The following is a 25,936-nucleotide window of genomic DNA, read 5'->3' as shown; positions in this document are numbered from 1 at the left end:
CCCGGGCGGCTGGGCGATGCTGCGCCGCTATCGCGCGTCGCTGCGCGCCAAGCTGGTGTCGATCGTGATCGCCCCCTTGCTGGTGGCGCTGGTCGCGTTGCTGCTGCTGATGGCGCTGTGGGGCAACCGCACCTTCCAGGCATTGCTGGCCTACAAGGTCAACAGCGACCTGCTGGTCGCCCACGAGTATTTCGAGCACATGGTCGGCGGCGTGAAGGACCGGGTCCTGCAGGAGGCGCGGTCGCACGCGCTGGTGGACGGGCTTGGCCGCGGCAGCGCCATGCCCGGCATCCTGGCGCAGGCGCGGCGTACGCACGGCCTCGACTTCCTGCAATTGCTCGATCCCGAAGGGCGGGTGCTTGCCGCTGCGCCGGCTGGTGCGGCGGCTACGGACGCCGCCGCCTGGCGCGTGGTGGCTAGCGCTGCGGCTGGCCGCGCTGATGCCGCTACCGACGCCTGGTCCGCTGCACAGCTGGCCGCCGTCTCCGCCGACCTTGCCCGGCGCGCCCCGGTCACGCTGCGCGCCACCGCCAATGCGGCCCCGACCGACCGCACCATCGAGACCCGTGGCATGGTGGTGCACGCGGCGGCGCCGGTGTTCGATGCCGCGGGCAAGCTGGTGGCCGTCCTGCATGGCGGCACGCTGCTGAACCACAACCTCGGCTTTATCGACACCATCAACGCCCTGGTCTACCAGCCCGAATCCCTGCCCCGCGGCAGCCAGGGCACCGCGACCCTGTTCCTGGACGATACCCGCATTGCCACCAACGTGCGGCTGTTCCATGGCGAGCGCGCCCTGGGCACGCGCGTCTCGCGCGAGGTGCGCGACCAGGTGCTGCTGCGCGGCGAAAAATGGCTGGACCTGGCCTTCGTCGTCAACGACCGCTACATGAGCGCCTATGAGCCCATCGTCGACAGCCGCGGCCAGCGCATCGGCATGCTCTACGTCGGCTACCTGGCCAGGCCCATCAGCCAGGCCAAGAACCTGGCACTGGGCGTGCTGGTGGGCCTGTTCCTGCTGCTGGCCGTGGCGGGCGCGCTGTTCTCGCTGCTGTGGGCCAGGCGCGTGTTCATGCCGATGACGCGCATGGTCGGCACCATGCGCGCGCTCAAGGCCGGCAACGATGATGCGCGCGTGGGCGCGGTGCGCAGCGAGGACGAACTGGGCCAGCTGGCCCGCCAGTTCGACCAGTTGCTGTCGGACCTGCAGCAGCGCAACGCCGAACTCAGGGACTGGGGCGACGCGCTCGACCTCAAGGTCGCCGAGCGGACCCGCGAACTCGAGGATGCGAACGCGGTGCTGCGCGCAACCAGGCAGCAGCTGATTACATCGGAAAAGCTAGCGCTGGCCGGGCAGCTGACCGCGGGCGTGGCTCACGAGATCAACAATCCGATCGCGGTAATCCAGGGCAACCTGGACGTCGCCCGCGACATCCTCGGCGCGGCGGCGGAGCCGGTCCGGCATGAATTGCGGCTGATCGACGAGCAGGTGCGGCGCATCTATTTGCTGACCAACCGGCTGCTGCAGTTTGTCCGGCCCGAGGCATACGCCGGCAATACCGAGCGCCTGGACGTGGGCGAGGTCGCTGGCGGCTGCGTCGACCTGGTCCGCCATATGCTGAAGGACGCGGCCATCCGGGTCGAACTGGCCTTCACCGCCACGCGGCGGGTGCGCATCAGCCGCAGCGAACTGCAGCAGGTCATCGTCAACCTGCTGACCAATGCCATCCATGCCATGCCGGACGGCGGCACCCTGACGCTGGCCACGCGCGACTGGGACGAGCACGGCGTGACATTGCATGTGCGCGACACCGGCCGCGGCATCCGCGCGGAAGACCTGCCCAACCTGTTCAATCCGTTTTTCACCACCAAGAAACAGATGGGAACCGGGCTTGGCCTGTCCATCAGCTATGCGCTGGTCGAGCGCTATGGCGGGCGTATTACCGTGGAAAGCACGGTCGGGCAGGGCGCGGAGTTTATCGTCTGGCTGCACGAAGACGGGGCCGCGGCAGGGACAGAGACGGAAGGCCGGGTGTCATAACGACTCAGCCTCGGGATGCAACGCCTCGGCCATCTGATCCACCTGCATCTTGATCATCGCCAGCAGGCAATGGACGCCGTGGCATCCCTCGGACCGTTCGCTTTCCACTTCCAAAAGTGACAGGACGCTGCCCAGGCCGGCCTGGATGCGGTCGAGCGATTCGAGGGTTTCCGCCGGGATGCCGATGAAGATGGTTTCGTGCTGGGGATGGGGTTTGTCTTGCATTGCGTTCTCCTTAAGAAGGTTGGGAGACCCGCCTGATGCAAACGGTAGAGGGTGGCGGGCCTGACAGCGGGGGTCACAAACCGGATCACCAACGAAGCCCGGCCAGCCTGACGGCTGCCCCGCCCGGCCCGCCATAGTGGAACGACGCGCGCGTGCGTGTAGAGATGGTCGCCTGAGCGACCATCCGTTGATGATATACGGGTTGTGACGCCCGATCACCGTTGTTTCGGTGATGGGCTTAGTTTTGTCTTTTTGGTGGGGGATGGCGATGAGACGATTCGCAATCTTTCTTTGGGGGGCGGGGAAGGGGAAGCACAGGTCGGTTGAGTCTGCCGGGCGATCCTGGTCATGGCTATGACGGAGGCACTGCCGGAGGCATGGGTGGCGAGGGCAGTCGGGTTCCGCCTATTCGCGCGCCGACATCTTCTGAGCGATCGCGTCGGCGGTGCGCCGTAGCGGCTCCAGGCATTGCGCCACCATCTGTTCGAGCGTGCGCACGCCCTGGATCCAGACAATATTGACGCAGCCGTACACGCGTCCCTTCTCCGCCATGATGGGTACGGCCAGCGCCTCCAGCCGGTCGTTGGTCTCGGCACGCGTCTTGTCATAGTCGCCGCCGAATCCCTGGTCGCGCACGCCGTAGCCGCAGCGCTGCGTGTGCTCGATCGAGCGGGCCAGATACGTCGGGTCCCGCGCGATCACGTCACCGCCCCGGCGGCTGCGGCGCAGGGCCGCCAGGATCTTCTCGCGCTCCTTTTCCGGGCAGAAGGCCAGATAGGCCCGTCCCACCGCGGAGCGGAGCATGTTGACCTGGAAACCGATGTTGTCGCGCCGGATCATGAAGTACGACTCGGCCCGGCTCGTCTCGCAGAGCACCATGGCATTGCCGCGCCGGATCGCAAGATCCGAGGGCCACAGAACCTCGGCCTGAAGCCGGTCCAGTTCCGGTGCGGCGAGCTGGGCCAGCCGGTCCGTGAGTTCGGATTGCCGTCGGCTCCCCTGCAGCGGGCTGCCGGGACAGTAGTGCCCGTCGGCGATGCGTCGCCAGATCAGGGCCCGGCGCTCCAGCGTCACCAGGATGCGCAGCAGCGTCGCCTTCGGCAGTCCCGTTTCTTCATGCAGCGCCTGCAGGCTGGTGCTCCCGGTCCTGCGGACCAGGTCGAGCACGGCCAGTCCCCGGTCCAGCGCCGCGATCGTCTTGACCTTCGGATCCCACATTCCTTGTCTCCCCCAAGGGCGCGCCGCCCGCTGGTTTCACTGGGTGAAACTTTAGCAGAAGCCGCTTGAGAAGCCCACCTGCAGGAAATATTGTTCTGGTCATGGCGGCGGCAGGGCAGTCGGGTCTGACCGCTTCAACACGAGAGCAAAGAGGAGACGTCGAGATGGAAGCGCAACACGTACGCAATGTCCTTTGGATCATGTGTGATCAATTGCGCTGGGACTACCTCTCCTGCTATGGCCATCCTCGCCTGCACACGCCCAACATCGATCGCCTCGCCGGCCGTGGCGTGCGCTTCACCAACGCGTTCGTTCAGGGGCCGGTGTGCGGTCCGTCGCGCATGTCCTACTACACGGGGCGGTACGTGACGAGCCATGGGGCCGTCTGGAACTTCGTGCCGATGCCGGTTGGCGAGATGACGCTGGGCGACTTCCTGCGGCCGCACGGCGTGCGCGTTGCGGTAGCGGGCAAGACGCACGTGGAGGCCGACCGGGCAGGCATCAGGCGCCTGGGTATCGATCCGCGCAGTACTGAAGGCGTGCTCGTTGCGGAGGGCGGTTTCGAGCCGTTCGACCGCGACGACGGTATCTGGCCGCCGGGCTTTGCCGACGAGAGCCACCAGTACACCGCCTACCTGCGCGAGCGCGGCTACGACGGCGCGAACCCGTGGCACGACCATGCCAACTCCGCCGCCGGTGAGAACGGGGAAATCCTGTCTGGCTGGAACTTGCGCCACGCCCGGCTGCCCGCCCGTGTGCGCGAGGAAGACTCGGAGACCCCGTACATGACGCGCCGCGCCATCGATTTCATCGAGCAGAGCGGCGATCAGCCCTGGATGCTGCATCTCTCCTACATCAAGCCGCACTGGCCCTACGTGGCGCCCGCGCCGTATCACGCCATGTACGGTCCGGACGACGTGCTGCCAGTCAGGCAGCACCCGAGCGAACTGGACCACGCGCATCCCGTGCTGCAGGGCTTTCGCAACTGCGAGGTGAGCCGCAACTTTTCGCGAGCGGAGGTACGCGATACGGTCATCCCCACATACATGGGCCTTATCAAGCAGCTCGACGATCAACTTGGCGTGCTGTTCGATTATCTCGAACGCACCGGCCGCTTTGACGACACCATGATCATCTTCTCGAGCGACCATGGCGACTACCTTGGCGACCACTACCTGGGCGAGAAGGAGCTCTTCCACGACAGCGTGGCCAAGGTGCCGCTGATCATCTGCGACCCCCGCGCAAACGCCGCGCGCGGGCATGTGGAATCGCGGCTGGTGGAGGCCATCGACCTGGTGCCGACCATTCTCGATGCCTACGGCCTGACCATTCCCGACCACGTCGTGGAAGGCCGATCGCTCACGCCGCTGCTGCGCAGCGAGGCGCCACGCGAGTGGCGCGATGCAGTGTTCTCCGAGAACGACTATGCCTTCCGCGATTTCGTGCGGGAACCCATCGGCCGTCCGGCGGATGGTTGTCACATGACGATGGTGCGCGACCACGACTGGAAGTTTGTGCACTTCGAGGGACTGCGTCCGCAGTTGTTCGACTTGCGCAACGACCCCGACGAGTTCGTCGACCTCGGCGCCGATCCCGCCTACGCGGCGGTGCGCGAACGCTTCCAGGCACGCTTGTTCGACTGGCTGCGCAATCGCCGTATCCACCCGACGATCAGCCATAACGCCATGGCCGGATGGACGCGCAAGGAGGACGAGGTCGGCATCCATATCGGCCGCTGGTAGCAGTACCCGGTAGCGGCCGCCAGAGAGCCGTCCGGCATCACGAAACCCATCAGGAGACAACATGAAGCTTTCACGCCTGGCGCTGGCCCTTGCCTGCCCGCTCATCTGCCAGTTTGCTGTCGTGCCGTCGGCCTCCGCGCAGGCCGGGTGGCCCAGCCGGCCAATCCGCATCGTCGTGGCATTCCCTGCCGGGTCGCCTGGAGACATTGCATCGCGACTGATTGCCGACAAGCTCGGCCAGTCGCTCAGGCAGCCGGTGGTGGTGGAGAACCGGCCGGGCGCAGGCGGCAATATCGGCGCCGACGTGGTCGCCAAGTCGCCGGCCGATGGCTACACGTTCCTGCAAGGCCCGGACACCATCCTCACGGTGAATCCTACAATCTATCGCAAGCTCAACTTCAAGCCCGGCGACCTCACGCCCGTGATTACGCTGGCGCGCTTCAATCAGATGCTGGTCTGTGTGCCGTCGTCGGGCATCCAGTCCGTTGCCGATCTGGCGAAGAAGGCCCGGTCCACGCCGGACGGGTTGACCTATGCGTCCGGCGGCCCCGGCGTGCCGGGTCATCTGGCGATGGAGATGTACGTCGCGCAAGCAGGTATCAGTATGACGCATGTGCCGTACAAGGGGCCGTCGCCCGCGATGCAGGACGTGCTGGCCGGGCAGGTGCCGTGCGGATACTTGGCATCGCCGGTGGTCGCGCCAATGGTCAAGGCCGGCAAGCTCGTTGGCCTGGCGGTGTCCGGCTCCACGCGCTCGGCGCTGGCGCCACAAGTGCCGACCATGGCCGAGGCCGGCGTGGCCGGCTACAACGCGAGTTTCAGTGAGCTGATCCTCGCGCCGAAGGGCACGCCAGACGCCATCGTGCGCCGCATGAACGAGGAGATCGGCCGCATCGTGAAGCTGCCAGAGGTTCGCTCGAAGCTGCTCGCCAACGATCTCGATCCTGCGCCAGATCAGCCCGCCGCGCTGGCCCGGCAGATTGAAGCCGACACCGCCAAGTGGCAAGCCGTGATTCGCCGGGTGGGCGTGTATCTGGACTGATCCCGGCCATCGCCACAGACAACCTCAACCGCAAGCGCAAGCGCAAGCGCACGACCGGCATTCACCGGCAGCGTACCCGCTCAACTCAGGAGACATCCATGACGACATCCATGTCCCGGACCGTATTCGGTTCCCTCGACAACTACCGCAAGGGCGGCATCGAAGTGACCCAGGGCGATGCCCGCCACTACGTGTTCTCCAACGTCTTTGAAGTGGCCGCCAACTCGGTACCGTACGAGCGCGTGGTGGTCGGAAAGAACCTGGAGTACGTGGTGGAAGCCGCGCGTGCGCAAGGGCAGTCGGCATGGTTCGCCTGCTCGCACGATGAATTCGTGATTTCGATGGATGGCGAGGTGCGCGTGGATTTCGTCAAGCTGGATGCAGCTCCCGCCGCCGCGGACGGCGCGGCGCTGGCCGAGCCCGTTGGGCGCAAGATGGGCCACGTGGTGCTGGGCAAGGGACACCAGAGCCTGCTGCCGGCTGGCTGCGCGTACCGCTTCAGCGCGACCAAGCCGTGCACGCTGCTCGTGCAGTCGAAGCTCGGTGTGCTGTCCGTGCAGAAGTGGGCGCAGATCTGCCTGAAATGAGCTCCCCGCACTTGTCCCACATCCTCAGCAAAGAAATCAGGAGACACACCATGGCCATGCTCGACGTCGCCGACAAGCCCCAAGCCGCCACCTTCGCCGCCGATAAAGTCCAGTCCGGCGCCCCCGACCCCGTCACCGGCTATCGCGACTTCACCCTCGGCGCCTTCCGCTTCTCGCGCGACGCCTACTTTGCCACCATCCAGTGGCCCGTCAACGGCCAGTTCCGTACGCACGCCATTCCCGCCGACGCCTTCCTGCGCGCCATGATGCGCGACGTGGCCTGGGGTTTCTTCTACGGCTGGGTCAACTTCGACCACGTGTTCGGTACCCGCAACCACTATGGCAAGGTCGACATGTACGCCGGCGCCTTCAACGGCGTGATGAAGGACGCGGGCGTCGACTACACTGAGACTTTCGACACCCCGGTCATCATGGCCACCTTCAAGGCCATTCTGCACGACTGGACCAACGAAGGCTTCGATCCGTTCGCCGCCCCCGAGGAAACCGGCAGCGCCTTTGGCCACAAGCACGGCGACAACGCCGCCGCCATCGAGCGCACACGCATCGCCACGCGCCGCATGCCTGGGCTGCCGGACGACTCCCCGCTGCGCGACGACTTGCCCGTCAATCGCGCTTTCCTTGATGTCGCGCAGGACGAGCCCGCTGTCCACGTCGAACCCTGCTTTGAAGGCCAGCTTCACGCGTTCAACCTGTTCAAGTACCTGTCGCGCTCCGACGTGACGTGGAACCCGTCGGTCACGTCGGTCTGCGGCCAGAGCCTGTTCTGCCCCACCACGGAGGAATTTATCCTGCCGGTCTTCCATGGCAACGATCGCGTGGAGTGGTTCCTGCAACTGTCCGACGAGATCGTATGGGACATCGGCGACAAGAACACCGGCTCGCCTCGCGCCCGCATCACCATGCGTGCCGGCGACATCTGCGCGATGCCTGCCGACATCCGCCACCAGGGATACTCGACCAAGCGCTCGATGCTGCTGGTGTGGGAGAACGCCACACCGAACCTGCCGAAGCGGTACGAGAGCGGGGAACTGAAGCCATATCCGGTGGAGTTCTGACCGTCCGCGCCTTGCCTTAAAGCACTCATGGAATATCGCATCATGCAGAACAAGCTCTTCATCAATGGCCGCTTCGTCGACGCGCTGGCCGGCGGCACCATCGATGTCCTGAATCCGCACGACGCCAGCCTCATTACCTCGATCGCCGCTGCCGAGGCGGCTGATGTGGATCTCGCCGTCGAGGCCGCCGCTCGCGCGTTCCCCGCCTGGTCCCGCATGGCCGCCGCCGAGCGCGGGCGCCTGCTGCTGAAGCTGGCCGACGCCATCGAAGCGCACACCGAGGAACTGGCGCAGCTCGAATCGCTCGATACCGGGCATCCGATTCGCGACTCCCGCGCACTCGACGTGCCGCGCACTGCCGGCTGCTTCCGCTACTTCGGTGGCATGGCCGACAAGCTGCAGGGCTCCGTCATCCCGGTGGAGACCGGCTTCCTCAACTACGTGCAGCGCTCCGCCATCGGCGTGGTCGGCCAGATCGTGCCGTGGAACTTTCCGCTGATGTTCACGAGCTGGAAGATGGGCCCGGCGCTGGCGGCGGGCAATACCGTGGTGATCAAGCCGTCCGAGCTGACGCCGCTGTCGTCGCTGCGGATTGCCGAGCTGATGGCCGAAGTGGGTTTTCCGGCGGGCGTTGTCAACATGGTGCCGGGTTATGGCAACACGGCGGGCCAGCGGCTGGCCGAGCATCCGGGGGTCGGCAAGATTGCCTTCACCGGCTCGACTGCCACGGGCCGGCGTATCGTGGAGGCGTCGAAGGGCAACCTGAAGCGCGTGCAGCTCGAACTGGGCGGCAAGGGTGCCAACATCGTGTTCGAGGATGCTAACCTGGACGCGGCCATCAACGGCGCCGCCTGGGCGATCTTCCACAACCAGGGGCAGGCGTGCATCGCGGGCTCGAGGCTGGTGCTGCATGAACGCATCGCCGACGAATTCCTCGACCGCTTCAGCAAACTGGCGGCGTCGATCCGGCTGGGCAATCCGCTCGACCCGGATACGGAGATGGGACCGCTGACGTCGGCGCAGCATCGCGACAAAGTCCTGTCCTATACCGGTGTGGCGCGGGAGCAGGGAGGCCGTGTGCTGACCGGAGGCCGGGCGCCAGCGCTGGCGGGGCTGGAGAAGGGTTTTTACGTCGAGCCGACCATCGTCGAGGCCAGGCCGCACGACCGCGTGGCGCAGGAGGAAGTGTTCGGTCCCTTTGTCACCGTACTGCGCTTCGGCAGCGACGAGGAGGCGCTGGCCATCGCCAATGCCACCGAGTATGGCCTCGGCAGCGGCCTGTGGACGCGCGACCTGAGCCGCGCCCACAAGATGGCCAACGACATCCACGCCGGCATGTGCTGGATCAACTGCTACAAGCGGGTGAACCCCGGCAGCCCGTTCGGCGGGCTGGGCCAGTCCGGCTACGGTCGCGAGATGGGCTTCGAGGCCATGCACGACTACACTGAAGCGCGGTCGGTATGGGTCAATGTGGACGCCACGATAGCGCCGCATTTCAAGCGCTGAGGCAATCGGCGGGTCAACGAGTCAGGAGGGGGGATGGAATCGTTTGTCTACCAGGCCACACCGTCGCGGGTGGTCTTCGGGCCGGGCCGGTTGGTGGCGCTGCCCGACGAGGTGAAGCGACTCGGCGCGCGGCGCGCCCTGGTGCTCACCACGCCGGAGCAGCGTCCGCTCGGCGAGCGCGTGGCGGCGCTGCTGGGAGAGTGCTCGGCGGGCGTCTATAGCCAGGCGGTGATGCACGTGCCGGCCGAGGTGGCGCTAGCCGCCCGGGACGAGTCCGCGCGGCTGGGTGCCGACTGCTACGTGGCGGTCGGCGGTGGCTCCACCATCGGACTCGGCAAGGCCATTGCTCTCGTTTCGGGGCAGCCCATCATCGCCGTGCCGACCACCTACGCCGGGTCGGAAGTCACGCCGATCTACGGCCTGACAGAAGGGCGCCTGAAGAAGACCGGCCGCGACCAGCGCGTGTTGCCGCGCACCGTGGTCTACGATCCCCAATTGACGCTGACCTTGCCGGCCGAGATCTCCGCCGCCTCCGGCATAAACGCGATGGCACATGCGGTGGAGGCGATGTACGCCGAAGACGCCAACCCGATCGTCAGCCTGATGGCCGAGGAGTCGATCCGCGCCCTGGCTGGGTCGCTGCCTGCCGTGGCGCAACGGCCAGACGACATCGACGCACGCGGCCGCGCCCTGTACGGCGCGTGGCTGGCAGGCGTCTGCCTGGGCACGGTCGGCATGGCGATCCATCACAAGCTCTGCCATACGCTGGGAGGCACGTTCAACCTGCCGCATGCACAGACGCACGCCGCCATGCTGCCGCATACCGCTCACTACAACTACGCCGCCGCGCCGCGTGCGCTGGAACGCGTGGCGCGGGCACTGGGTGGCGAACGGGCGCAGGACGCCGGCCAGTTGCTGTTCCGGTTGAACCAATCGCTGGGCATTGCCACGGCGCTGTCGGCCATCGGGATGCCCGAGGAAGGACTGGATGAGGCCGCCACGCTGGCCTGCACCAATCCGTACTACAACCCCAGGCCCGTAGAGCGCGAGGCCGTTCGGGCGCTGCTCGGACGCGCCTGGCGCGGCGAAAGCCCGGTCTGAATGCGGCAACCACGAGAAAGGAAAGACATCATGGAGGCAGCCTCCCACGCCGCCGCCGAAGCCGCGCTGACCGAACAGGTCGTCGCCCGCTTCGCCGACACTCCCGACCCCCGCCTGCGCGCGCTGATGCAAGGGCTGGTTCGCCACTTGCACGCCTACGTTCGCGAATTCGAGCCGACGGAGGCGGAGTGGTTCGCCGCCATACAGTTCCTGACCGACACCGGCAAGATGTGCGACGGACTGGTGCGTCAGGAATACATCCTGTTGTCGGATACGCTGGGTGTGTCGATGCTCGTCGATGCGATCAACCATCGCCAGTCCACTGGCGCCACCGACACCACCGTTTTTGGCCCGTTCTACATTGCCGGCATGCCCGACCGCGCCTCTGGCGAGAACATGGCTGTCACGCCCGGCACGCCGGCACTGGTCCACGGCCGCGTGTTTTCCGCCGACGGCACCCCGCTGCGCAACGCCGTGCTCGACATCTGGCAGAGCGCGGAAAACGGCATGTATTCCGGCCAGGACACCGCTCAGCCCACGGGCAATCTGCGCGGCCGCTACCGTACCGACGATGAGGGTTACTACGCTATCCGCACCATCATGCCGGTGAGCTACCCGATCCCGACCGACGGACCGGTCGGTCGCATGCTCTCCGCCACCAGGCGCCATCCGTGGCGGCCGGCCCACCTGCATTTCATGATCGACGCGCCCGGCCATCGCAGGTTGGTCACGCATCTGTTCAATCAGGGAGATCCGTATCTGGACTCGGATGCGGTGTTCGGGGTCAAGGAATCCCTGCAGGTGGCCTACGAGGAGGAACACCCCACCGACCATCCGTTGGCGCGGCGCTTCGGCTTCGAAGGTCCGTTCCGGGAAGCGCGCTACGACTTCGTCCTTGACCCGACCTCGCAACGCTGATCGTCATGTCCCGCTTCTATGTCATCTTCGCCACCGACAAGCCAGGCATGCTGGCCGTGCGCGAGCGCGTGCGCCCCTCCCATCGCGCATATCTGCGCAACGCCGCTGCCGGGCAAAGCGTGTCCGTGCGGCTGGGCGGCCCGATGCTGGACGCTCGGGCCGACACGATGAATGGCACACTGCTGGTCATCGAGGCCGAGCACATCGACGACGTCCAACGATTTGTCAGTGATGATCCCTACATGCACGCCGGCATCTTCGAACGTGTGGAGATACGTCCGTGGGACTGGAGCCTGGGCAATCCCGAACGCGGAATATGAGGCTATGGATACCGCCATGCTCTGCCATCTCGATGCCGTGCCCGACGGCGGCGCTCGCGTGATCAACCGCGACCCGGGAATCATAGTGGTCCGGCGCGGGCAACAGGTCTGGGCCTACATCAATCGATGCCCCCACTTCTCCATTCCGCTGGACTTCGAACCGGGCACAATCTGCACCTATGACGCGGAGGTGCTGATGTGCGCTCATCATTCCGCGCTGTTCCGCTTTACCGACGGGGTCTGTATCGAAGGTCCGTGCCGCGATGCGACGCTCTCACCGCTGGAGGTGGAGATCATCGAGGGTCAGGTGTGTCTGTGCCAGTCAAGCGACGCAAGATGACCCGACCGAAATGGCAGGAGCATGGAAATGAGCCCGACTATCGGTTCTCGCTTGCGAACGAGCGCACGTTCCTCGCGTGGATCAGAACCGCACTCGCGATCCTTGCCGGGGGTGTCCTGCTCGATCAGTTTGCCGGGCACGTAGAACCGAAGTCTCTGCTGGCAGGGGTTGCGCTGGCGTTGTCAATGCTGGGAGCTGTGATCGCCGGTCTTGCGTATTCCCGCTGGAAGCGCAACGAGATTGCCATGCGCGAGGCCGGCCCGTTGCCGGCGTCAGGTGGCATTCCATTGCTGAGTGTCGTGCTCGTTTGCGTTGCGCTGGTTCTCTCTCTCGGGCTCTTGCTGAAGTTCCAGTGATGCGCGATCCCGGAGTGCAACCTGAGCGCACGGCGCTCGCCTGGTACCGTACGGCGTTAACCATGCTCGTCAATGGTTCGCTGCTGGTCCGCTCAGCGGCAGAGGCTCGGTCACCGCTGGCATGGACGGTTGCTCTTCTAGTGTTTTTTGCTGCCTTGGTGTTGTTCACTGTGGGTTCGCACAGAAGCCGCGCCCTGCTACTGGCAGCATCCCCATCAGCACCTCATGTGGCGGTAATCACTTTGCTTGTGGGGGCTGTGTGGCTTGCATGTACAGCGGAGATTCTGAGCATTCTTCAGATGCTTGCTTAGTTTCCTCGATGCGCGGAGGGGCAATCCATGTATCTGGGTAGATGCAGCGTTCAACGTAAACCGGACAGCATTTTTGATGGCGGAGCGTTGCTGACCATGCGCCTTGAGCCCGTTACAGGAGCATCTGTGCCAAAGGAAGGGCGCCGGTCGGCATCACTGCCGTTCTTTCTGAAGTGCGTGGCGATGAAGAAAAGTGGCTGCTGGAGTGCGGTCATTGATCGCCGTGGGACGAACCCCGCGCATCAACTCTCCGGATCCTCCCCAAACTCCCGTAGTTCCTGCGAGCAGCGGCAAGCTTTGGCGATCTTCCCTGCCCACAGGATAGCGGCTTCGCGCGATGGGAGCTGCAGGACACAAGAGCCCCCGTCGAACTCCTTCGTCTGGGGATAGGTTTCGTTTGTGAACGTGCCGTCCGAGGCGACCATGAGCGGTGCGGCATCCGCGTTGATACCACCCCCGAACACATACACGCCTGCAGCCTTCGCCTCGCGTATGACCTCGCGCGCAGCTTCGCCCACGGCGGCAAGCTCCTCGGCCGGAACTTTCATCGCCGTTGCGGGAAACGAGATCCGGCGTGAACAGGTGGTCGCGGAACATGTATTCGGCGACGGTGCGGGTGCCCGAGCCGGGTTCGCGCAGCAGGAAGGGCGTTCTCCTGAAGAAGGGCTGGAGATCCGCCCGATGCAAACTGTAGAGGGTGGCGGGCCTGACAGCGGGGGTCGCAATACCGGCTCTCTGATGAACACCGGCCAGCCTTATCGGCTGCCCCGCCCGGCCCGCCATAGTGAAGCGACGCGCGCGTGCGTTTGGAGATGGTCGCATGAGCGACCATCCATCAGAGAGAATAGCGGGTTGCGACGCCCGATCACCGTTTTTTCGGTGATGGGCTTCGTTTTGCCTTTTGGGCGGGGGATGGCGATCAGACGATTCGCAAATTTTCTTTGAGGATGTTGCGAAGCGGGCTTCGGGATGGTACAGGTCGATTGAGTCCGCAGGCAAAGTTGGACTGCCGCTCTTCAAACGCCGCTTGCACGCGAGGGTTCACCTTCCTATATAGCGTCGCGTTGGGTGCCGACCCTGTGCAAAACTTCTCAGGCCGATGGATCGCGGTGGCCCAAGTCGAGCAAACTCCTATATGAGCCAAGTTCCTATCCCTGCGTGGAATGCGATGCAGGTGCTTCCACCTGTCAACGATGTGGACCCTGTGAGCCAGGATAGATCGCCATATGAAGTCTCTCTCTTATCTTTCGTGGTCAGGTTTGCAACCTCCTGGCAGCGTTGCAAGATATTGCGCGGCTTTCTGGGCTTCCGTGCCACATTGCACAGAGCGGGAATTACATTGGGATTTCAATGGGTGGATGGAAGTTTTAGTGAGAACGTTGAGGTTCTCGAGGCGAGAAATCCGGGGGATGTCGACGTGGTCAGCTTTCTGGATGACCCGGACGGAGACCTCGGTCAGAAATTTCCCGGCGATCTCGCGGATCACGATGGGGTCAAGAAGACATTCCTCGTAGATGGCTATTGGGTGGAAACTACGCTGCCGGGGCGGAATCTGGTAACCCTTTCCGCCTACTGGTACAGTTTGTGGGCACATCGGCGAAACAGCCAGTGGAAGGGGTTCCTTCAAGTTGACTTGGATCCGGCGGAAGACGCTGATGCCCTGGCAGAGTTGACGCAAATCGAGGCAGGCCTTGTACGACCAGCTCCGCCGGCCGGCGCTCCACAAGGGTGGCAATCATGAATCGACAGGAACATACAAAGCTTCTGGCAGAGGAACGCTTTCTTGCCAGCCAGCTCGCTCGACTGCCGGCTGGAGCAGGCATCACCAAGCGAAGCCTTGAAAATCGCCTGAAGGGTATCCAGGCTGTATTGGCCACTCAGCGCGTCGATCCGAATCCCCCGGCCAAATCGCGTCTGACTTTTCGCGGCCGCCCCGTGCGCGGCACGCATGGTATCGCTGCAGAGTTTGGCGTTGCCGCCACAAAGGCGTTTACGGATGCAGTGACGGCTGTCGCGGCTTCGTTTTCGGGACCGCTTGCGCCAATGGGGCCCATTCGTAACCGAGATCAGAACCAGCTCCTCATTACTGCTACGGCCGTCGGCTCCTTTGGCTTTGAGTTGGAGGAGGCGAGAAGTCATGAACTCCCACCTGATGACGAGACTCCCCTTAGCAGAGCCATGAAGCAAACGGTGCGTCTGATCGAGAGTACGACTGGTACAGACGATGAGTTGGCAGACTCCCTTGCAGAGATTGATCCGCGGGCTCTTGAAAAGGTGAAGGCGTTTTTGGGCGTCCTCGCGGATAGCCAGGCAGCGTGCACTATCGAGACGGATGCTGAGGTCTTCCGCTTCCAGGACTTAGACCAAGTCGCACGTAGTGTTGAGCGCTTGAGCAATAAAAACGTTCGTGAAGAAGAGGTGCGGCTGACTGGAAGGTTTGTCGGTGTCCTCCCTCACCATAGAAGCTTCGAGTTCGTACCGGAAGGAGCCGACGGGGTCATCTATGGGAGGATCGCCCCTGGCCTGGAGAATCCTGCGGAGCTTGCCGGCAATTTGCGGGGCCTCTATGTGTCGACCTTCGCACGCACTCAGGTGGGAACTGGACGCCCACGCTACGTACTTTTGAATGCGGCCGCTGCCGAAAAATTTCAAGCTCCGGGGTAATCTGCTTATTTCGATCGCGACGCGTGCGGCCCCCGCTCCAGGATCTTGTACAGATGCGAGCGGGAGATCCCCAGTTGCTCGGCCGCGCGCTTCTTGTTGCCGCCATGGCGCGCAACGGCGTCCATCACCGCGGCGTAGGCCAGCTCCCGCATGCCCGCGGCGGGCTCGGCCGGCGAGCGAGGTGCGGGAGAGGGCGATGAGAGGTCGTCCGTCACGAAAGTCTCGTAGGAGTGCGCCGCTTCGGCTGCATGAGCAGCGGGCTGGCCTTGCAGTCCCGATACCCCGCGTGCCGACTCGCCGCGTGCGAAATCCGCCACGCGCAGCGTCCGCCCATCGCAGAACACCAGGGCCTCCTCGATGCGCTGGCGCAGCTGGCGCACATTGCCGGGCCATGGCTGGCCGGCCAGGTAGCGCGCGACTTCGTGGTCGATGCCTGGCGCCGGCATGGCGTTGCGCGTGCAGAAGGCGTCGATGAAATGCTGCAGCAGCGCCGGGATGTCCTCGCGCCGCTGGCGCAGCGCGGGAATGCGCAGCACCACGCCGCTCAGCCGGTAGTACAGGTCGAGGCGAAATCGCCCGGCGTCGATCAGCTCGGGAATGTCGCGGTTGGTGGCCGAGACCAGCCGGAAGTCGACCCGCTGCGCGCGGCGGCTGCCCAGGCGTTCGACCATGTGGTCTTCGAGCACGCGCAACAGCTTGACCTGCATCTCCATCGGGATGTCGGCGACCTCGTCGAGAAAGACCGTGCCGCCCGCCGCCAGCTCGAGCTTGCCCGCCTGTCCCTGGCGCTGGCTGCCGGTGAAGGCGCCGGGCGCGTGGCCGAACAGCTCGGACTCGATCAGCGTGGCGGGCAGGGCCGCGAGGTTCAGGCTGACCAGTGGTCGCGCGCTGGCCGGCTCGGTTCCGGCGCCGTGGATGGCGCGGGCCACCAGCTCCTTGCCGGTGCCGCTTTCGCCCAGGATCAGCACCGGCACGTCGAGGCGGGCCACGGTCTGGATTTCCCGGCGCAGGCGCTGCATCGGCGCGCTTTCGCCGATCAGGCCGAAGGTCGATTGCCGCTCGTGCAAGCCGTGGCGAAGGCCGTCGACCTCGCGCTGGTAGCGCGCCACCTCGGAGCGCAATTCAACCAGCTCCTTGTGCATGCGGACCAGCGCTTCCGGCCCCTTGAACATGACCTGCCCGATGGCGCCCACCACCTCGCCGTCCTGGCGGATCGGCATGCGGTTGACCACGCGGGTGGCGCCGTCAAGCTGCTGCAACTGCCCGATCTCGGCCTTGCCGCTGGCCACCACCTGCGGCAGCCGTGAATTGGGGATGACCTCGCCCGCCGGGCGGCCGATGCCGCCGCCGGTGTCCAGGCCTAGGAATTTCTCATGGACGGGACTGATGAAGCGCACCCGTCCCGCCTTGTCGACCACGGTGATGGCCTGGTACGGGTCGTTCAGGAAGTAATCCAGGATCGCGCCGGCGAAGGGCACCGTGCCGAGGAAGTCGAGCAGCACGGCCTGCGTGTCGGCGTGATGCAGGACGATCAGCTGGCGCTCGCCGTCTTCCAGGCACAGGCCGATGAAGCGCCGGTTGGCTGCGTCGACCGGGAACAGCTTGCGTCCCGAACCCGGCGCGCCCGCGCGGGCGCATGCCGCGACCGCCGCGTCGGCGATGGCGGGATCGGTACATGCACCGAGCGCTGCCTCGCGCGTCCCGTCGCGAGAACAGATGAGCAGGCCGAGCGCGAACCTGTCTCCGTCTTGTGTCGTCATTGAGGACAACTTGCGTCTCCATGCGTGCCTCCAGTGTGGACACGCTGTGTAGTCATTGAAGTCATCGTAATGGCGTCAGAAAAATTATTCAATGAAATCAATGCGTAAGTGCGGCCTGAAGGGCTGGCACGGCTCCTGCGAGATGTCGGCAACACATGTATCGCGCGAAGACAGGAGAGGACAGTGAGCTGGCAGCCCGAAATCGATGAACTGGCCCACCGTCGACGGCTCGCCGCCCGGATGGGCGGCGAAGGCAAGGTGGAACGCCACAAGGCCGCCGGCAAACTGACGGTGCGCGAGCGCATCGATGCCCTGGCGGACCCCGGCTCGTTCCGGGAGGTCGGCGGCCTGACCGGCAGCGGCCGCTACGACAGCAACGGGCGGCTGGTGGACCTGGTTCCGTCGAACCTGGTAATGGGCCGTGCGCAGGTCGGCGGCCGGCCGGCGGTGCTGGTGGGGGACGATTTCACGGTGCGCGGCGGTGCCAACGAGGGCGCAGTGGGCGACAAGCTGGTCCACGCCGAGAAGATGGCCCACGACCTGCGGCTGCCCATGATCCGGCTGGTCGACGGCACCGGCGGCGGCGGTTCGGTGCGCAATATCGAGATCAAGGGCCATACCCTGATTCCCACCATGAAGGTCTGGCAACACGTGGTGGAGAACATGTCGGTGGTACCGGTGGTGTCGCTGGCATTGGGCTCGGTGGCGGGCATGGGCGCGGCGCGCGTGGCCGCGAGCCACTATTCGGTGATGGTCAGGGAAACCTCGCAACTGTTCAGCGAGGGCCCGCCCTCGGTCGTGGCCCGCGTGGGCGAGGCGCTGAGCAAGAACGAGCTGGGCGGCAGCCAGATCCACACCCGTAACGGCGTGGTGGACGATGAGGTCGACACCGAGCAGGAGGCCTTCGCGCGCGCGCGCCAGTTCCTGTCCTATCTGCCGCCTTCCGTCTTTGAACTGCCGCCGCGCGGCGAGCCCGGCGACGACCCCGCGCGCCGCGACGAGTGGCTGCTGTCGGCGATTCCGCGGGACAGCCGGGCGGACTACAAGATCCGGCCGATCCTGCAGGCGCTGGTGGACGCCGATTCCTGCTTCGAGATCGGCAGGCACTGGGGCTGCGCCGTCGTGACCGCGCTGGCCCGCCTGGATGGCTGGCCGGTGGCGGTGATCGCCAGCGACCCGTCCTTCCATGGCGGCAGCTGGGACAGCGACAGCGCCGAGAAATTCACGCGCTTCGTCGACCTGGCCCAGGCCTTCCATCTGCCGGTGGTCAATCTGGTCGATACGGCCGGGTTCCAGGTCGGCCTGGACGCCGAGAAGGCAGGGATCATGCGTTACGGCGTGCGCGCGCTGTCGGCGCTCTACCAGGCCACGGTGCCGTGGTGCTCGGTGATCCTGCGCCGCGCCTATGGCGTGTCGGCGGCCGGCCACCAGCACATGGGGCGCTTCAATTTCCGCTACGCCTGGCCATCCGCGAACTGGGGCGCATTGCCGCTCGAAGGCGGCCTCGACGTCGCCTACAAGGCCGAGATCGAAGGCGCCGACGATCCGGTGCAGAAGCGCGCCGAGATCGAGCTGCGCGTGCGCAGCCTGACGTCGCCGTTCCGCAGCGCGGAAGCCTTCGTCATCGAGGACATCATCGACCCGCGCGACACCCGCACGCTGCTGTGCGAGTTCGCCAACCTGGCCGCGCCTCTGCGCGAGGCCGGGATCAGCCGGTTTGGCATCCGGCCTTGAGCGGCCAGGCACCCACAGTACAGACATCGAAGACAAACAAGGAGACTGCATTGAAGAAGCTGTTGATCGCCAATCGAGGAGAGATCGCGCTGCGTGTGCTGCGCGCCGCACGCGATCTCGAGATCGGGACCGTCTCGGTCTATTCGCAAGACGACCAGGGCGCGCTGCACCGGATCCTGGCCGACGAGGCGGTTGCCCTCGACGGCGCCGGGCCGGCTGCGTACCTCGACATGGCAGGCATCATCGCCGCGGCGCAGGCATCCGGCTGCGATGCGATCCATCCGGGCTATGGCTTCCTCAGCGAACGGGCCGACTTTGCCCAGGCCTGCCACGACGCCGGCATCCGCTTTATCGGCCCCACCGTCGAGCAGCTCGCGCTGTTCGGCGACAAGGGGCGAGCGCTTGAACTGGCGGCCGACTGCGACGTGCGCGTCATGCCGGCCACGCGCGGCGCGGCGTCGCTCGAGGAAATCACCGGCTTCTTCGACCAGCAAGGCGGCGCGGGCGTGGTGATCAAGGCGGTCGGCGGCGGCGGCGGGCGCGGCATGCGCGTGGTGCGCCGGCGCGAAGAACTGGCCGAAGCCTATGCGCGCTGCCGCTCCGAGGCGGGTTCGGCGTTTGGCATCGATGCCGTCTACGCCGAGCGGCTGGTTGCGCGCGCGCGCCATATCGAAGTGCAGATCGCCGGCGACGGCTCACAGGTGATTGCTCTCGGCGAACGCGACTGCACCCTGCAGCGCCGTTTCCAGAAGCTGGTGGAGATCGCCCCCAGCCCGGTGCTGAAGCCGCAGCTGCGCGAGCAGATCATCAAGGCGGCGCTCAGGCTGGCGCGCCGCGTCAACTACCAGAGCCTGGGCACCTTCGAGTTCCTGGTCGAGGAAACCGAGTCCGGCGAGCAGAAGGACTTTGTCTTTATCGAGGCCAACCCGCGCCTGCAGGTCGAGCACACCATCACCGAGCAGGTCACCGGCGTCGATCTGGTCGCGCTGCAGATCGGGATCGCCGCGGGACAGACGCTCGCCGATCTCGGCCTGGATCCCGCTGCGCCGCCGCAAGCCCGGGGCTATGCCATCCAGGTGCGCATCAACGCGGAGATGACCGATGCCCAAGGCCTGGCGCGTCCCGCACACGGGCGGCTGGAGCGCTTCGACCCGCCTTCTGGCCCGGACGTCCGCGTCGATTCGCATGGCTACACCGGTTATGAACCGTCGCCCCATTTCGACACCCTGCTGGCCAAGCTGATCGTCAGCAGCGCGGCGCCGAAGTTCGATGCGGCCGTGCGGCGCCTGCAGCGCAGCCTGGCGGAGTTCCGCATCGCCGGCGTGCCGACCAACCTCGACCTGCTGCGCGCGCTGGTGCAGCGCGACGATTTCCTCGCGCAGGATGTCCATACCCGGCACTTCGAGGCGATCGTGCCGGAGCTGACCGCATCGGCGGAGGCCATCGCGCAGGCCGGACGCGCGCAGGAAGCCCTGCTGGGCGGCGCGGCCCGCCCGTCGCAGGCGCTCGCGCCACGCCACGCCGATCCGGAAGAGGAAATCAGCGAGGGCCTGGTGGCTGTTCGTGCGCCGCTGACGGGCAGGGTGGTGGAGATTGGCGTGGCGCTGGACGAAGTCGTCAAGCCCGGCCAGACCGTCGCGGTGCTCGACGCCATGAAGATGGAGCACGCCATCGTCGCCGAATGCGGCGGGCGCGTGGTCGACCTGCGGCTCGAGCCGGGCGCGCTGGCGTCCGAACATCAGGTGCTGATCGTGCTGGAGCAGCTCGAGGCCGATGGCATCGCCGTGGCCGCCGCGCAGCAGGCCGATCCCGAGGCGATCCGCGCCGACCTGCAGCGCGTGCTGGACCGCCATGCCTACCTGGACGACGCCGCGCGCCCCGATGCCGTCGCCAGGCGCCGCTCGCGCGGGCAGCGCACCGCGCGCGAGAACGTTGCCGACCTGTGCGATCCGGATAGCTTCGTCGAGTACGGCGCGCTGGCGCTCGCCGCGCAGTCGTCGCGCCGCACGCAGCAGGATCTGATCGAGAACACCCCGGCCGATGGCCTGATCACCGGCATCGGCCATATCAACGGCGAACTGGTCGGCAAGGAGCGGGCACGCAGCGCGGTGATGGCCTACGATGCCACGGTGATGGCCGGCACGCAGGGCAAGCGCAACCACATCAAGACCGACCGCATCGTCGAGGTGGCGCTGCGCGACGAGCTGCCCCTGGTGCTGTTCGGCGAAGGCGGTGGCGGCCGGCCCGGGGACGTGGATTTTCCTTCGGTATCCGGGCTGTACCAGCCGTCGTTCGCCGCCTTTGCCGAGCTGAGCGGCAAGGTGCCGGTGGTGGGCATTGTCTCGGGGCGCTGCTTCGCCGGCAACGCGGCCTTCGTCGGCTGCTGCGACGTCATCATTGCCGACAAGTCGGCCAATATCGGCATGGCGGGACCGGCCATGATCGAAGGCGGCGGCCTCGGCATCTTCCGCCCGGAGGACGTCGGGCCCGCATCGGTGCAGGTTCCCAACGGTGTGGTCGATATCCTGGTCGACAACGAGGCCGAAGCCGTGCAGGCAGCGAAGCACTATCTGTCGATGTTCCAGGGCCGCGTGGCGCACTGGAGCGCGCCGCAGGCGCTGGCGCTGCGCCATGTCGTCCCCGAGAACCGGCTGCGCGTCTACGACACCCGCAAGGCCATCGAAGGCATCGCCGACACCGGCAGCGTGCTGATGCTGCGCAGCGGCTTCGGCGCGGGCATCCACACCGCGCTGGCCCGCGTGGAAGGGCAGCCCGTCGGCATCATGGCCAATAACCCCTATCACCTTGGCGGCGCCATCGATGCGGACGCCGCGGACAAGGCGTCGCGCTTCATGCAGCTGTGCGATGCGCACGGCCTGCCGCTCATTTCGCTGATCGACACCCCTGGGTTCATGGTGGGGCCGGAATGCGAGGCCCGGGCGCAGGTGCGGCACGTGTCGCGCATGTTCCTGACGGCGGCCAAGCTGCGGGTCGCGTTGCTGGCGGTCACGCTGCGCAAAGGCTATGGCCTTGGCGCGATGGCCATGGCGGGCGGCGGCTTCCGCTCGGCAAGCTTCACCGTGTCGTGGCCGACCGGAGAATTCGGGCCGATGGGTCTTGAGGGCGCGGTCAGACTGGGCTTCAAGAAGGAGCTGGAAGCGGTGCCGGATGGTCCCGAGCGCAAGGCGCTGTTCGACAGGCTGGTCGCCCAGTCCTACGAGCGCGGCCACGCGATCAACACCGCGGCCGCCGTCGAGATCGATGCGGTGATCGATCCCGCGCAGACACGGAAGTGGATCGCACAGGGCATCGCCTCGGCGGACTTGCGCGGCCGCCGGGAGCGCCGCGGATTTGTCGATGCGTGGTAAGCGCGTGCCTGACGAACCCCTACACAGAGCCAAGAGGTTTCCATGATCAAGCATGGGTTTGACCCGGCGCAGCTGGCGCTGGGCGGCTTGCGCGTGCTCGAGGTCGGCAGCGGCCCCGCGCTGGCGTACGCGGGCAAGCTGTTTTCCGACTTCGGCGCCGAAGTCATCAAGGTGGAGAGCCCGGCGGGCGACGCATGGCGGCGGATGCCGCCGCTGGTCAGCGCACCGGATGCCGGGCAGCCGGAAAGCGCGCTGTTTGCGTGGCTGAACACCAACAAGCGCAGCGTTACCGCCGACGACCGGAACGTAGAGGATGGCGCGTGGCTGGCGCAGCTGGCGCTGACGTGCGACGTGGTGCTGGACGCCCGCGCGCTGGCTGCAGGCCCCGGCATTCTCGGCACGCCGGTCTGGCAGCAGGCGGCCGATTCAACGCCACCGCACGAGCCGATCGAAGTCGCACTCACCTGGTTCGGCGAGAGCGGGCCGTACAGCGATTACGCCGGCGCCGAAGCCGTGTGCCGCGCGCTTGCCGGCGCCGTGCACGGCAGCGGCCCCGCGGATGGGCCGCCCCACATGCCGCACGACGTGCAATCGGCGATCGTGGTCGGTCTGAGCGCATTCTCGGCCGCCGTCGCGGCGCTGATCGGAAGCGGGCAGGGCAGCCGCCGCTATGTGCTGAGCGCTCACGAAGCGATCTTCGGCGTGGTCGAGATGGAAGCGGGCATGGTGCAGGACCAGCGCCATCCGCTGCAGCGCCTTGGCGTCAACCGGTTCTGCGGCACGCATCCGGCTGGGATCTACCAGACTGCCGAAGGGTGGATCGGCATCTTTACGCACACCCTGCCGCAGTGGAAGGGCCTGTGCGAGGCCATCGGCCGTCCGGATCTCGGCAGCGATCCACGCTACGCCAGCGGCCCGGAACGGATGGAGCGCGCGGACGAGATCGACGCGCTGCTGATGCCCGCCTTCCTGACGCGCTCGGCGCGGCAGTGGTTCGAGATCCTGGGCGACAAGAAGCATCCGGCCGTGATCGTGCCGACCATGGAGGCCCTGCTTGGCCAGGCCGTGCATCGGCAGCGCGGCGCCTTCGTGCCGGTCGGCGTGGGCGGCGCTTCGTTCGAGGGCCCGGTGGTGCCGCTGCGCCTCGATGCGGCGGGCCCGCTGCCCGGCGGCAAGGCGCCGGCAAAGGGCGAGCATGACCTGCACTACCGCAGCGCGGGACTGGATCATCGCCCGCGCCTGAGGTTGAAGCGCACGGCCGGCGAGCGCTTGCCGCTCCAGGGCATTCGCGTCGTCGACCTGACCATGGGCTGGGCGGGGCCGCTGGCGGCGCGGACGCTGGCCGACTTTGGCGCGGAGATCATCAAGGTCGAAAGCACAGGCTATCCCGACTGGTGGCGCGGCGCCAATTTCACCGAGGCGTTCTATCGGGACAGGTTGTACGAGAAGAACTCGAACTTCAACCTGATGAACCGCAACAAGCTCGGGATCACGCTGGACCTGACACGCCCCGAAGGCAAGCAGTTGCTGCTGCAGTTGGTCGAAGGTGCCGACGCGGTCATCGAGAATTATTCCGCCGAGGTCCTGCCAAAGCTCGGGCTGGACTACGAAGCACTGCGCGCCAGGAACGAACGGCTGGTGATGCTGTCGATGCCGGCCTTCGGGCTCGGCAACGCGTGGAGCAATACCCGTGCGTACGGCGGCACGCTCGAACAGGCCAGCGGGCTGCCGCTATATACGGGGCACCCCGATGGTCCGCCCGCCATGACGTCGTACGCCTATGGCGATCCGATCGGCGGCCTGAATGGCGGCGCGGCGATCCTGCTGGCGCTGTTTGCGCAGCAGGCGACTGGGCAGGGGCGGCACATCAACCTGTCGCAGGTGGAGGCCATGCTGCCGATGGCCGCACCGTTCCTGCTGGAGCAATCCGTCACCGGCGCCGTGTCGCCGCGGCAGGGCAATCGTCATCCGATGCATGCCCCGCATGGGTGCTTCCGTTGCGCCGGCGACGATGCGTGGATCGTGCTGACGGTGACCGATGCGGACTGGCCCGCGCTGTGCCGGGCAATCGGCCGGGCGGACCTCGCGGCCGATCCCGGCCTGGCGCAGGCCCCGGGACGGCGCGCCCAGGAAGGCAGGATCGAGCAGGCGATCAAGTCCTGGTGCGTGCGCCGCGACGCCGACGCGGCAATGCAGCAGCTGCAACAGGCCGGCATCGCCGCCGGCGTGGTGCGGCCGATGTCGCAGGTGCTGCAGGACCCGCACCTGCGCGCGCGCGGGTTCTGGCGCGAAGTCGAGCGCGCCCACATCGGCACCTACACATCCAGCACCGCATGGTTCAGGACCGGGCCGGACCCGGTGCCTATCCGCCATGTCGCGCCGACGCTGGGCGAACACACCGAAGCGGTGCTGCGCCGCGTGCTCGGGCTGAGCGCGGACCGGATCGCAAGCCTGGCACAACAGGGCATCACCGGCACCGTCGCGAAACCCAGGCAGCCAACGCCAATGCCATAAGCCCTGCAAGTATTCAGAAACACCATTAATACGATACGGAGACGACATGAACAAAGCGACATGGATCCAGCGCTGCCAGGCAGGCGCAAAAGCCGGCAAACTCACCATGGCGGCAGCCGCGCTTGGCATCCTGGCCACGACGATGGCCGCGCCGGCCGCGGCCCAGAACAACGGCTGGCCCAGCAAGCCGATCCGGATGATTGTTCCCTTTCCGGCGGGGTCGTTCACGGATACCGTGGCCCGGGTTCTTTCGGAGCGGCTGACCAAGTCCCTCGGCCAGCCTGTGGTGGTGGAAAACAAGGCGGGCGCGAACGGACTGATCGGCGTGGGCGAGGCCGCCAAGGCCGCGCCCGACGGTTATACCCTGCTGGTCACCAACTCCAGCAGCATCACCATCAACCCGCAGATCTACAAGAAGGGCACCTATTCGCCGAAGGACTTCACGCCGGTCACGCTGGTCCTCGAGGCGCCTTTCATCCTCGTCACCAATCCTGACTGGTCGCAGAAGAACGCGGTCGGTTCGGTGCCGGAACTCGTACGCTACGCGACGCAGCATCCCGGCAAGGTCAGCTATGGCTCGGCCGGGCCGGGCAATATCGCGCATCTCAGCTTTGCCATGCTGAACAACCGGACCAGGATCAAGACCACGCACATTCCGTACAAGTCCGCGGCCCAGGCGCAACTGGCCGTGATCAGCGGTGAGCTGGATACGGCCTTCGACACCTGGACGGCGCTGCCTCAGATAAAGGCGGGCAAGCTCAAGCCCCTTGCCGTTAGCGCGCCGAAGCGCATGGCGCAGTTGCCGGATGTGCCAACGCTGGAGGAGCTGGGCATCTCGCCCTTCGACGTGACTTTCTGGATCGGCATGCTGGTGCCGGCCGGCACGCCGCCGCAGATCGTGCAGAAGCTCCATTCGGTCGCGCAAGGGCTGCTCGAGGACAGCAAGGCGAAGACCGCGCTGGGCCAGCAGGGCGATGTGGTGATGATCGATCCGGCCAGTTTCGCCAAGCGCGTGGCAAGGGAAGAGGGCAATTGGACGGCGGTGATCCAGCGCGAAGCCATCACGCTCGATTGATCCGGCAGGCGGCGCGGCCGGAGCCGCGAATCCTGCGA

At 66.2% G+C, this 25,936-nt stretch carries 23 protein-coding genes; 18 read left to right on the top strand and 5 right to left on the bottom strand.

The window, feature by feature from the left end; translation table 11 throughout:
• The first annotated feature begins 16 nt into the window (after positions 1-16).
• Positions 17-2,041 carry a sensor histidine kinase gene (locus MKD38_RS03715; protein ID WP_252675320.1) on the top strand — a complete coding sequence of 675 codons (2,025 nt, stop codon included), beginning with the start codon at positions 17-19 and terminating at the stop codon, positions 2,039-2,041.
• On the opposite strand, the gene MKD38_RS03710 is transcribed toward MKD38_RS03715, so the two are convergent.
• Complete coding sequence (locus MKD38_RS03710) at positions 2,036-2,266, bottom strand: DUF1484 family protein (protein WP_111516934.1); 231 nt, start codon at positions 2,264-2,266, stop codon at positions 2,036-2,038. The two genes, MKD38_RS03715 and MKD38_RS03710, sit on opposite strands and share 6 nt — an antisense overlap.
• 405 nt (positions 2,267-2,671) lie before the next feature.
• Positions 2,672-3,484 (bottom strand): IclR family transcriptional regulator domain-containing protein, encoded by an 813-nt coding sequence (locus MKD38_RS03705; protein ID WP_252674716.1) that lies wholly within the window; start codon positions 3,482-3,484, stop codon positions 2,672-2,674.
• Between the two features lie 164 nt (positions 3,485-3,648).
• Between MKD38_RS03705 and MKD38_RS03700 the strand changes: the two genes are divergently transcribed.
• The 11 genes from MKD38_RS03700 (at position 3,649) to MKD38_RS31085 (ending at position 12,783) form a co-directional block, all read left to right on the top strand.
• Positions 3,649-5,226: an alkaline phosphatase family protein gene (locus tag MKD38_RS03700; RefSeq protein WP_252674715.1), complete on the top strand. Its 1,578-nt coding sequence runs from the start codon at positions 3,649-3,651 to the stop codon at positions 5,224-5,226.
• 61 nt (positions 5,227-5,287) lie between these two features.
• Positions 5,288-6,268, top strand: a complete 981-nt coding sequence (locus MKD38_RS03695) for a Bug family tripartite tricarboxylate transporter substrate binding protein (RefSeq protein WP_252674714.1) — start codon at positions 5,288-5,290, stop codon at positions 6,266-6,268.
• 98 nt (positions 6,269-6,366) lie between these two features.
• Positions 6,367-6,855, top strand: coding sequence for a cupin domain-containing protein (locus MKD38_RS03690; protein ID WP_252674713.1), 489 nt, complete (start codon positions 6,367-6,369; stop codon positions 6,853-6,855).
• Positions 6,856-6,905: 50 nt separating this feature from the next.
• The gene (locus tag MKD38_RS03685; RefSeq protein WP_252674712.1) at positions 6,906-7,931 is read left to right on the top strand and encodes a hydroxyquinol 1,2-dioxygenase; all 1,026 of its coding nucleotides are present in this window, start codon (positions 6,906-6,908) and stop codon (positions 7,929-7,931) included.
• A 42-nt stretch (positions 7,932-7,973) separates the two neighbouring features.
• Positions 7,974-9,437: an aldehyde dehydrogenase family protein gene (locus MKD38_RS03680; RefSeq protein ID WP_252674711.1), complete on the top strand. Its 1,464-nt coding sequence runs from the start codon at positions 7,974-7,976 to the stop codon at positions 9,435-9,437.
• 33 nt (positions 9,438-9,470) lie between these two features.
• Positions 9,471-10,538: a maleylacetate reductase gene (locus MKD38_RS03675; protein ID WP_252674710.1), complete on the top strand. Its 1,068-nt coding sequence runs from the start codon at positions 9,471-9,473 to the stop codon at positions 10,536-10,538.
• A 30-nt stretch (positions 10,539-10,568) separates the two neighbouring features.
• Entirely contained in the window at positions 10,569-11,456 is an 888-nt protein-coding gene (locus MKD38_RS03670) for an intradiol ring-cleavage dioxygenase (RefSeq protein WP_252674709.1), read from the top strand.
• A gap of 5 nt (positions 11,457-11,461) precedes the next feature.
• On the top strand, positions 11,462-11,776 hold the full coding sequence (locus MKD38_RS03665) for a YciI family protein (protein ID WP_252674708.1): 315 nt from the start codon (positions 11,462-11,464) through the stop codon (positions 11,774-11,776).
• Positions 11,777-11,780: 4 nt separating this feature from the next.
• Complete coding sequence (locus tag MKD38_RS03660) at positions 11,781-12,116, top strand: Rieske (2Fe-2S) protein (RefSeq protein WP_252674707.1); 336 nt, start codon at positions 11,781-11,783, stop codon at positions 12,114-12,116.
• Positions 12,113-12,472: a YidH family protein gene (locus tag MKD38_RS03655; protein ID WP_252674706.1), complete on the top strand. Its 360-nt coding sequence runs from the start codon at positions 12,113-12,115 to the stop codon at positions 12,470-12,472. Before MKD38_RS03660 ends, MKD38_RS03655 begins: the two co-directional genes overlap by 4 nt.
• A complete protein-coding gene (locus MKD38_RS31085) occupies positions 12,472-12,783 on the top strand; it encodes a DUF202 domain-containing protein (protein WP_371925642.1) in 312 nt (103 codons plus the stop codon). Before MKD38_RS03655 ends, MKD38_RS31085 begins: the two co-directional genes overlap by 1 nt.
• 50 nt (positions 12,784-12,833) lie before the next feature.
• On the opposite strand, the gene MKD38_RS03650 is transcribed toward MKD38_RS31085, so the two are convergent.
• Together MKD38_RS03650 and MKD38_RS03645 are read right to left on the bottom strand one after the other, a co-directional pair.
• Positions 12,834-12,998 (bottom strand): hypothetical protein, encoded by a 165-nt coding sequence (locus MKD38_RS03650; protein ID WP_252674705.1) that lies wholly within the window; start codon positions 12,996-12,998, stop codon positions 12,834-12,836.
• Between the two features lie 27 nt (positions 12,999-13,025).
• Positions 13,026-13,331 carry a YciI family protein gene (locus MKD38_RS03645; RefSeq protein WP_252674704.1) on the bottom strand — a complete coding sequence of 102 codons (306 nt, stop codon included), beginning with the start codon at positions 13,329-13,331 and terminating at the stop codon, positions 13,026-13,028.
• 587 nt (positions 13,332-13,918) lie between these two features.
• Between MKD38_RS03645 and MKD38_RS03640 the strand changes: the two genes are divergently transcribed.
• Positions 13,919-14,524 (top strand): DUF6932 family protein, encoded by a 606-nt coding sequence (locus tag MKD38_RS03640; protein WP_252674703.1) that lies wholly within the window; start codon positions 13,919-13,921, stop codon positions 14,522-14,524.
• A complete protein-coding gene (locus MKD38_RS03635; RefSeq protein WP_252674702.1) occupies positions 14,521-15,447 on the top strand; it encodes a hypothetical protein in 927 nt (308 codons plus the stop codon). The genes MKD38_RS03640 and MKD38_RS03635 overlap by 4 nt, the downstream gene beginning before the upstream one ends.
• Positions 15,448-15,452: 5 nt before the next feature.
• On the opposite strand, the gene MKD38_RS03630 is transcribed toward MKD38_RS03635, so the two are convergent.
• Positions 15,453-17,207, bottom strand: coding sequence for a sigma-54 interaction domain-containing protein (locus tag MKD38_RS03630; RefSeq protein WP_252674701.1), 1,755 nt, complete (start codon positions 17,205-17,207; stop codon positions 15,453-15,455).
• 183 nt (positions 17,208-17,390) lie between these two features.
• Between MKD38_RS03630 and MKD38_RS03625 the strand changes: the two genes are divergently transcribed.
• The 4 genes from MKD38_RS03625 to MKD38_RS03610 are packed head-to-tail and all read left to right on the top strand — an operon-like array spanning position 17,391 to position 25,898.
• Positions 17,391-18,941: an acyl-CoA carboxylase subunit beta gene (locus tag MKD38_RS03625; RefSeq protein ID WP_252674700.1), complete on the top strand. Its 1,551-nt coding sequence runs from the start codon at positions 17,391-17,393 to the stop codon at positions 18,939-18,941.
• A 50-nt stretch (positions 18,942-18,991) separates the two neighbouring features.
• Positions 18,992-22,309: an acetyl-CoA carboxylase family protein gene (locus MKD38_RS03620; RefSeq protein WP_252674699.1), complete on the top strand. Its 3,318-nt coding sequence runs from the start codon at positions 18,992-18,994 to the stop codon at positions 22,307-22,309.
• A 42-nt stretch (positions 22,310-22,351) separates the two neighbouring features.
• Entirely contained in the window at positions 22,352-24,823 is a 2,472-nt protein-coding gene (locus MKD38_RS03615; RefSeq protein WP_252674698.1) for a CaiB/BaiF CoA-transferase family protein, read from the top strand.
• 46 nt (positions 24,824-24,869) lie between these two features.
• The gene (locus MKD38_RS03610; RefSeq protein WP_371925617.1) at positions 24,870-25,898 is read left to right on the top strand and encodes a tripartite tricarboxylate transporter substrate binding protein; all 1,029 of its coding nucleotides are present in this window, start codon (positions 24,870-24,872) and stop codon (positions 25,896-25,898) included.
• Positions 25,899-25,936 lie beyond the last annotated feature (38 nt).

The organism is Cupriavidus sp. WGlv3 (assembly GCF_023952475.1).
GTDB classification, from domain to species: domain Bacteria; phylum Pseudomonadota; class Gammaproteobacteria; order Burkholderiales; family Burkholderiaceae; genus Cupriavidus; species Cupriavidus phytorum.
This window is presented reverse-complemented; position numbering and strand designations above follow the sequence as displayed.

Excerpts from the sequence above, each read along its gene's own strand:
- MKD38_RS03715 (WP_252675320.1), top strand. The coding sequence starts at position 17 with ATGCTGCGCCGCTATCGCGCGTCGCTGCGCGCCAAGCTGGTGTCGATC.
- MKD38_RS03710 (WP_111516934.1), bottom strand. The coding sequence starts at position 2,266 with ATGCAAGACAAACCCCATCCCCAGCACGAAACCATCTTCATCGGCATC.
- MKD38_RS03705 (WP_252674716.1), bottom strand. The coding sequence starts at position 3,484 with ATGTGGGATCCGAAGGTCAAGACGATCGCGGCGCTGGACCGGGGACTG.
- MKD38_RS03700 (WP_252674715.1), top strand. The coding sequence starts at position 3,649 with ATGGAAGCGCAACACGTACGCAATGTCCTTTGGATCATGTGTGATCAA.
- MKD38_RS03695 (WP_252674714.1), top strand. The coding sequence starts at position 5,288 with ATGAAGCTTTCACGCCTGGCGCTGGCCCTTGCCTGCCCGCTCATCTGC.
- MKD38_RS03690 (WP_252674713.1), top strand. The coding sequence starts at position 6,367 with ATGACGACATCCATGTCCCGGACCGTATTCGGTTCCCTCGACAACTAC.
- MKD38_RS03685 (WP_252674712.1), top strand. The coding sequence starts at position 6,906 with ATGGCCATGCTCGACGTCGCCGACAAGCCCCAAGCCGCCACCTTCGCC.
- MKD38_RS03680 (WP_252674711.1), top strand. The coding sequence starts at position 7,974 with ATGCAGAACAAGCTCTTCATCAATGGCCGCTTCGTCGACGCGCTGGCC.
- MKD38_RS03675 (WP_252674710.1), top strand. The coding sequence starts at position 9,471 with ATGGAATCGTTTGTCTACCAGGCCACACCGTCGCGGGTGGTCTTCGGG.
- MKD38_RS03670 (WP_252674709.1), top strand. The coding sequence starts at position 10,569 with ATGGAGGCAGCCTCCCACGCCGCCGCCGAAGCCGCGCTGACCGAACAG.
- MKD38_RS03665 (WP_252674708.1), top strand. The coding sequence starts at position 11,462 with ATGTCCCGCTTCTATGTCATCTTCGCCACCGACAAGCCAGGCATGCTG.
- MKD38_RS03660 (WP_252674707.1), top strand. The coding sequence starts at position 11,781 with ATGGATACCGCCATGCTCTGCCATCTCGATGCCGTGCCCGACGGCGGC.
- MKD38_RS03655 (WP_252674706.1), top strand. The coding sequence starts at position 12,113 with ATGACCCGACCGAAATGGCAGGAGCATGGAAATGAGCCCGACTATCGG.
- MKD38_RS31085 (WP_371925642.1), top strand. The coding sequence starts at position 12,472 with ATGCGCGATCCCGGAGTGCAACCTGAGCGCACGGCGCTCGCCTGGTAC.
- MKD38_RS03650 (WP_252674705.1), bottom strand. The coding sequence starts at position 12,998 with ATGACCGCACTCCAGCAGCCACTTTTCTTCATCGCCACGCACTTCAGA.
- MKD38_RS03645 (WP_252674704.1), bottom strand. The coding sequence starts at position 13,331 with ATGAAAGTTCCGGCCGAGGAGCTTGCCGCCGTGGGCGAAGCTGCGCGC.
- MKD38_RS03640 (WP_252674703.1), top strand. The coding sequence starts at position 13,919 with ATGAGCCAAGTTCCTATCCCTGCGTGGAATGCGATGCAGGTGCTTCCA.
- MKD38_RS03635 (WP_252674702.1), top strand. The coding sequence starts at position 14,521 with ATGAATCGACAGGAACATACAAAGCTTCTGGCAGAGGAACGCTTTCTT.
- MKD38_RS03630 (WP_252674701.1), bottom strand. The coding sequence starts at position 17,207 with ATGACGACACAAGACGGAGACAGGTTCGCGCTCGGCCTGCTCATCTGT.
- MKD38_RS03615 (WP_252674698.1), top strand. The coding sequence starts at position 22,352 with ATGATCAAGCATGGGTTTGACCCGGCGCAGCTGGCGCTGGGCGGCTTG.
- MKD38_RS03610 (WP_371925617.1), top strand. The coding sequence starts at position 24,870 with ATGAACAAAGCGACATGGATCCAGCGCTGCCAGGCAGGCGCAAAAGCC.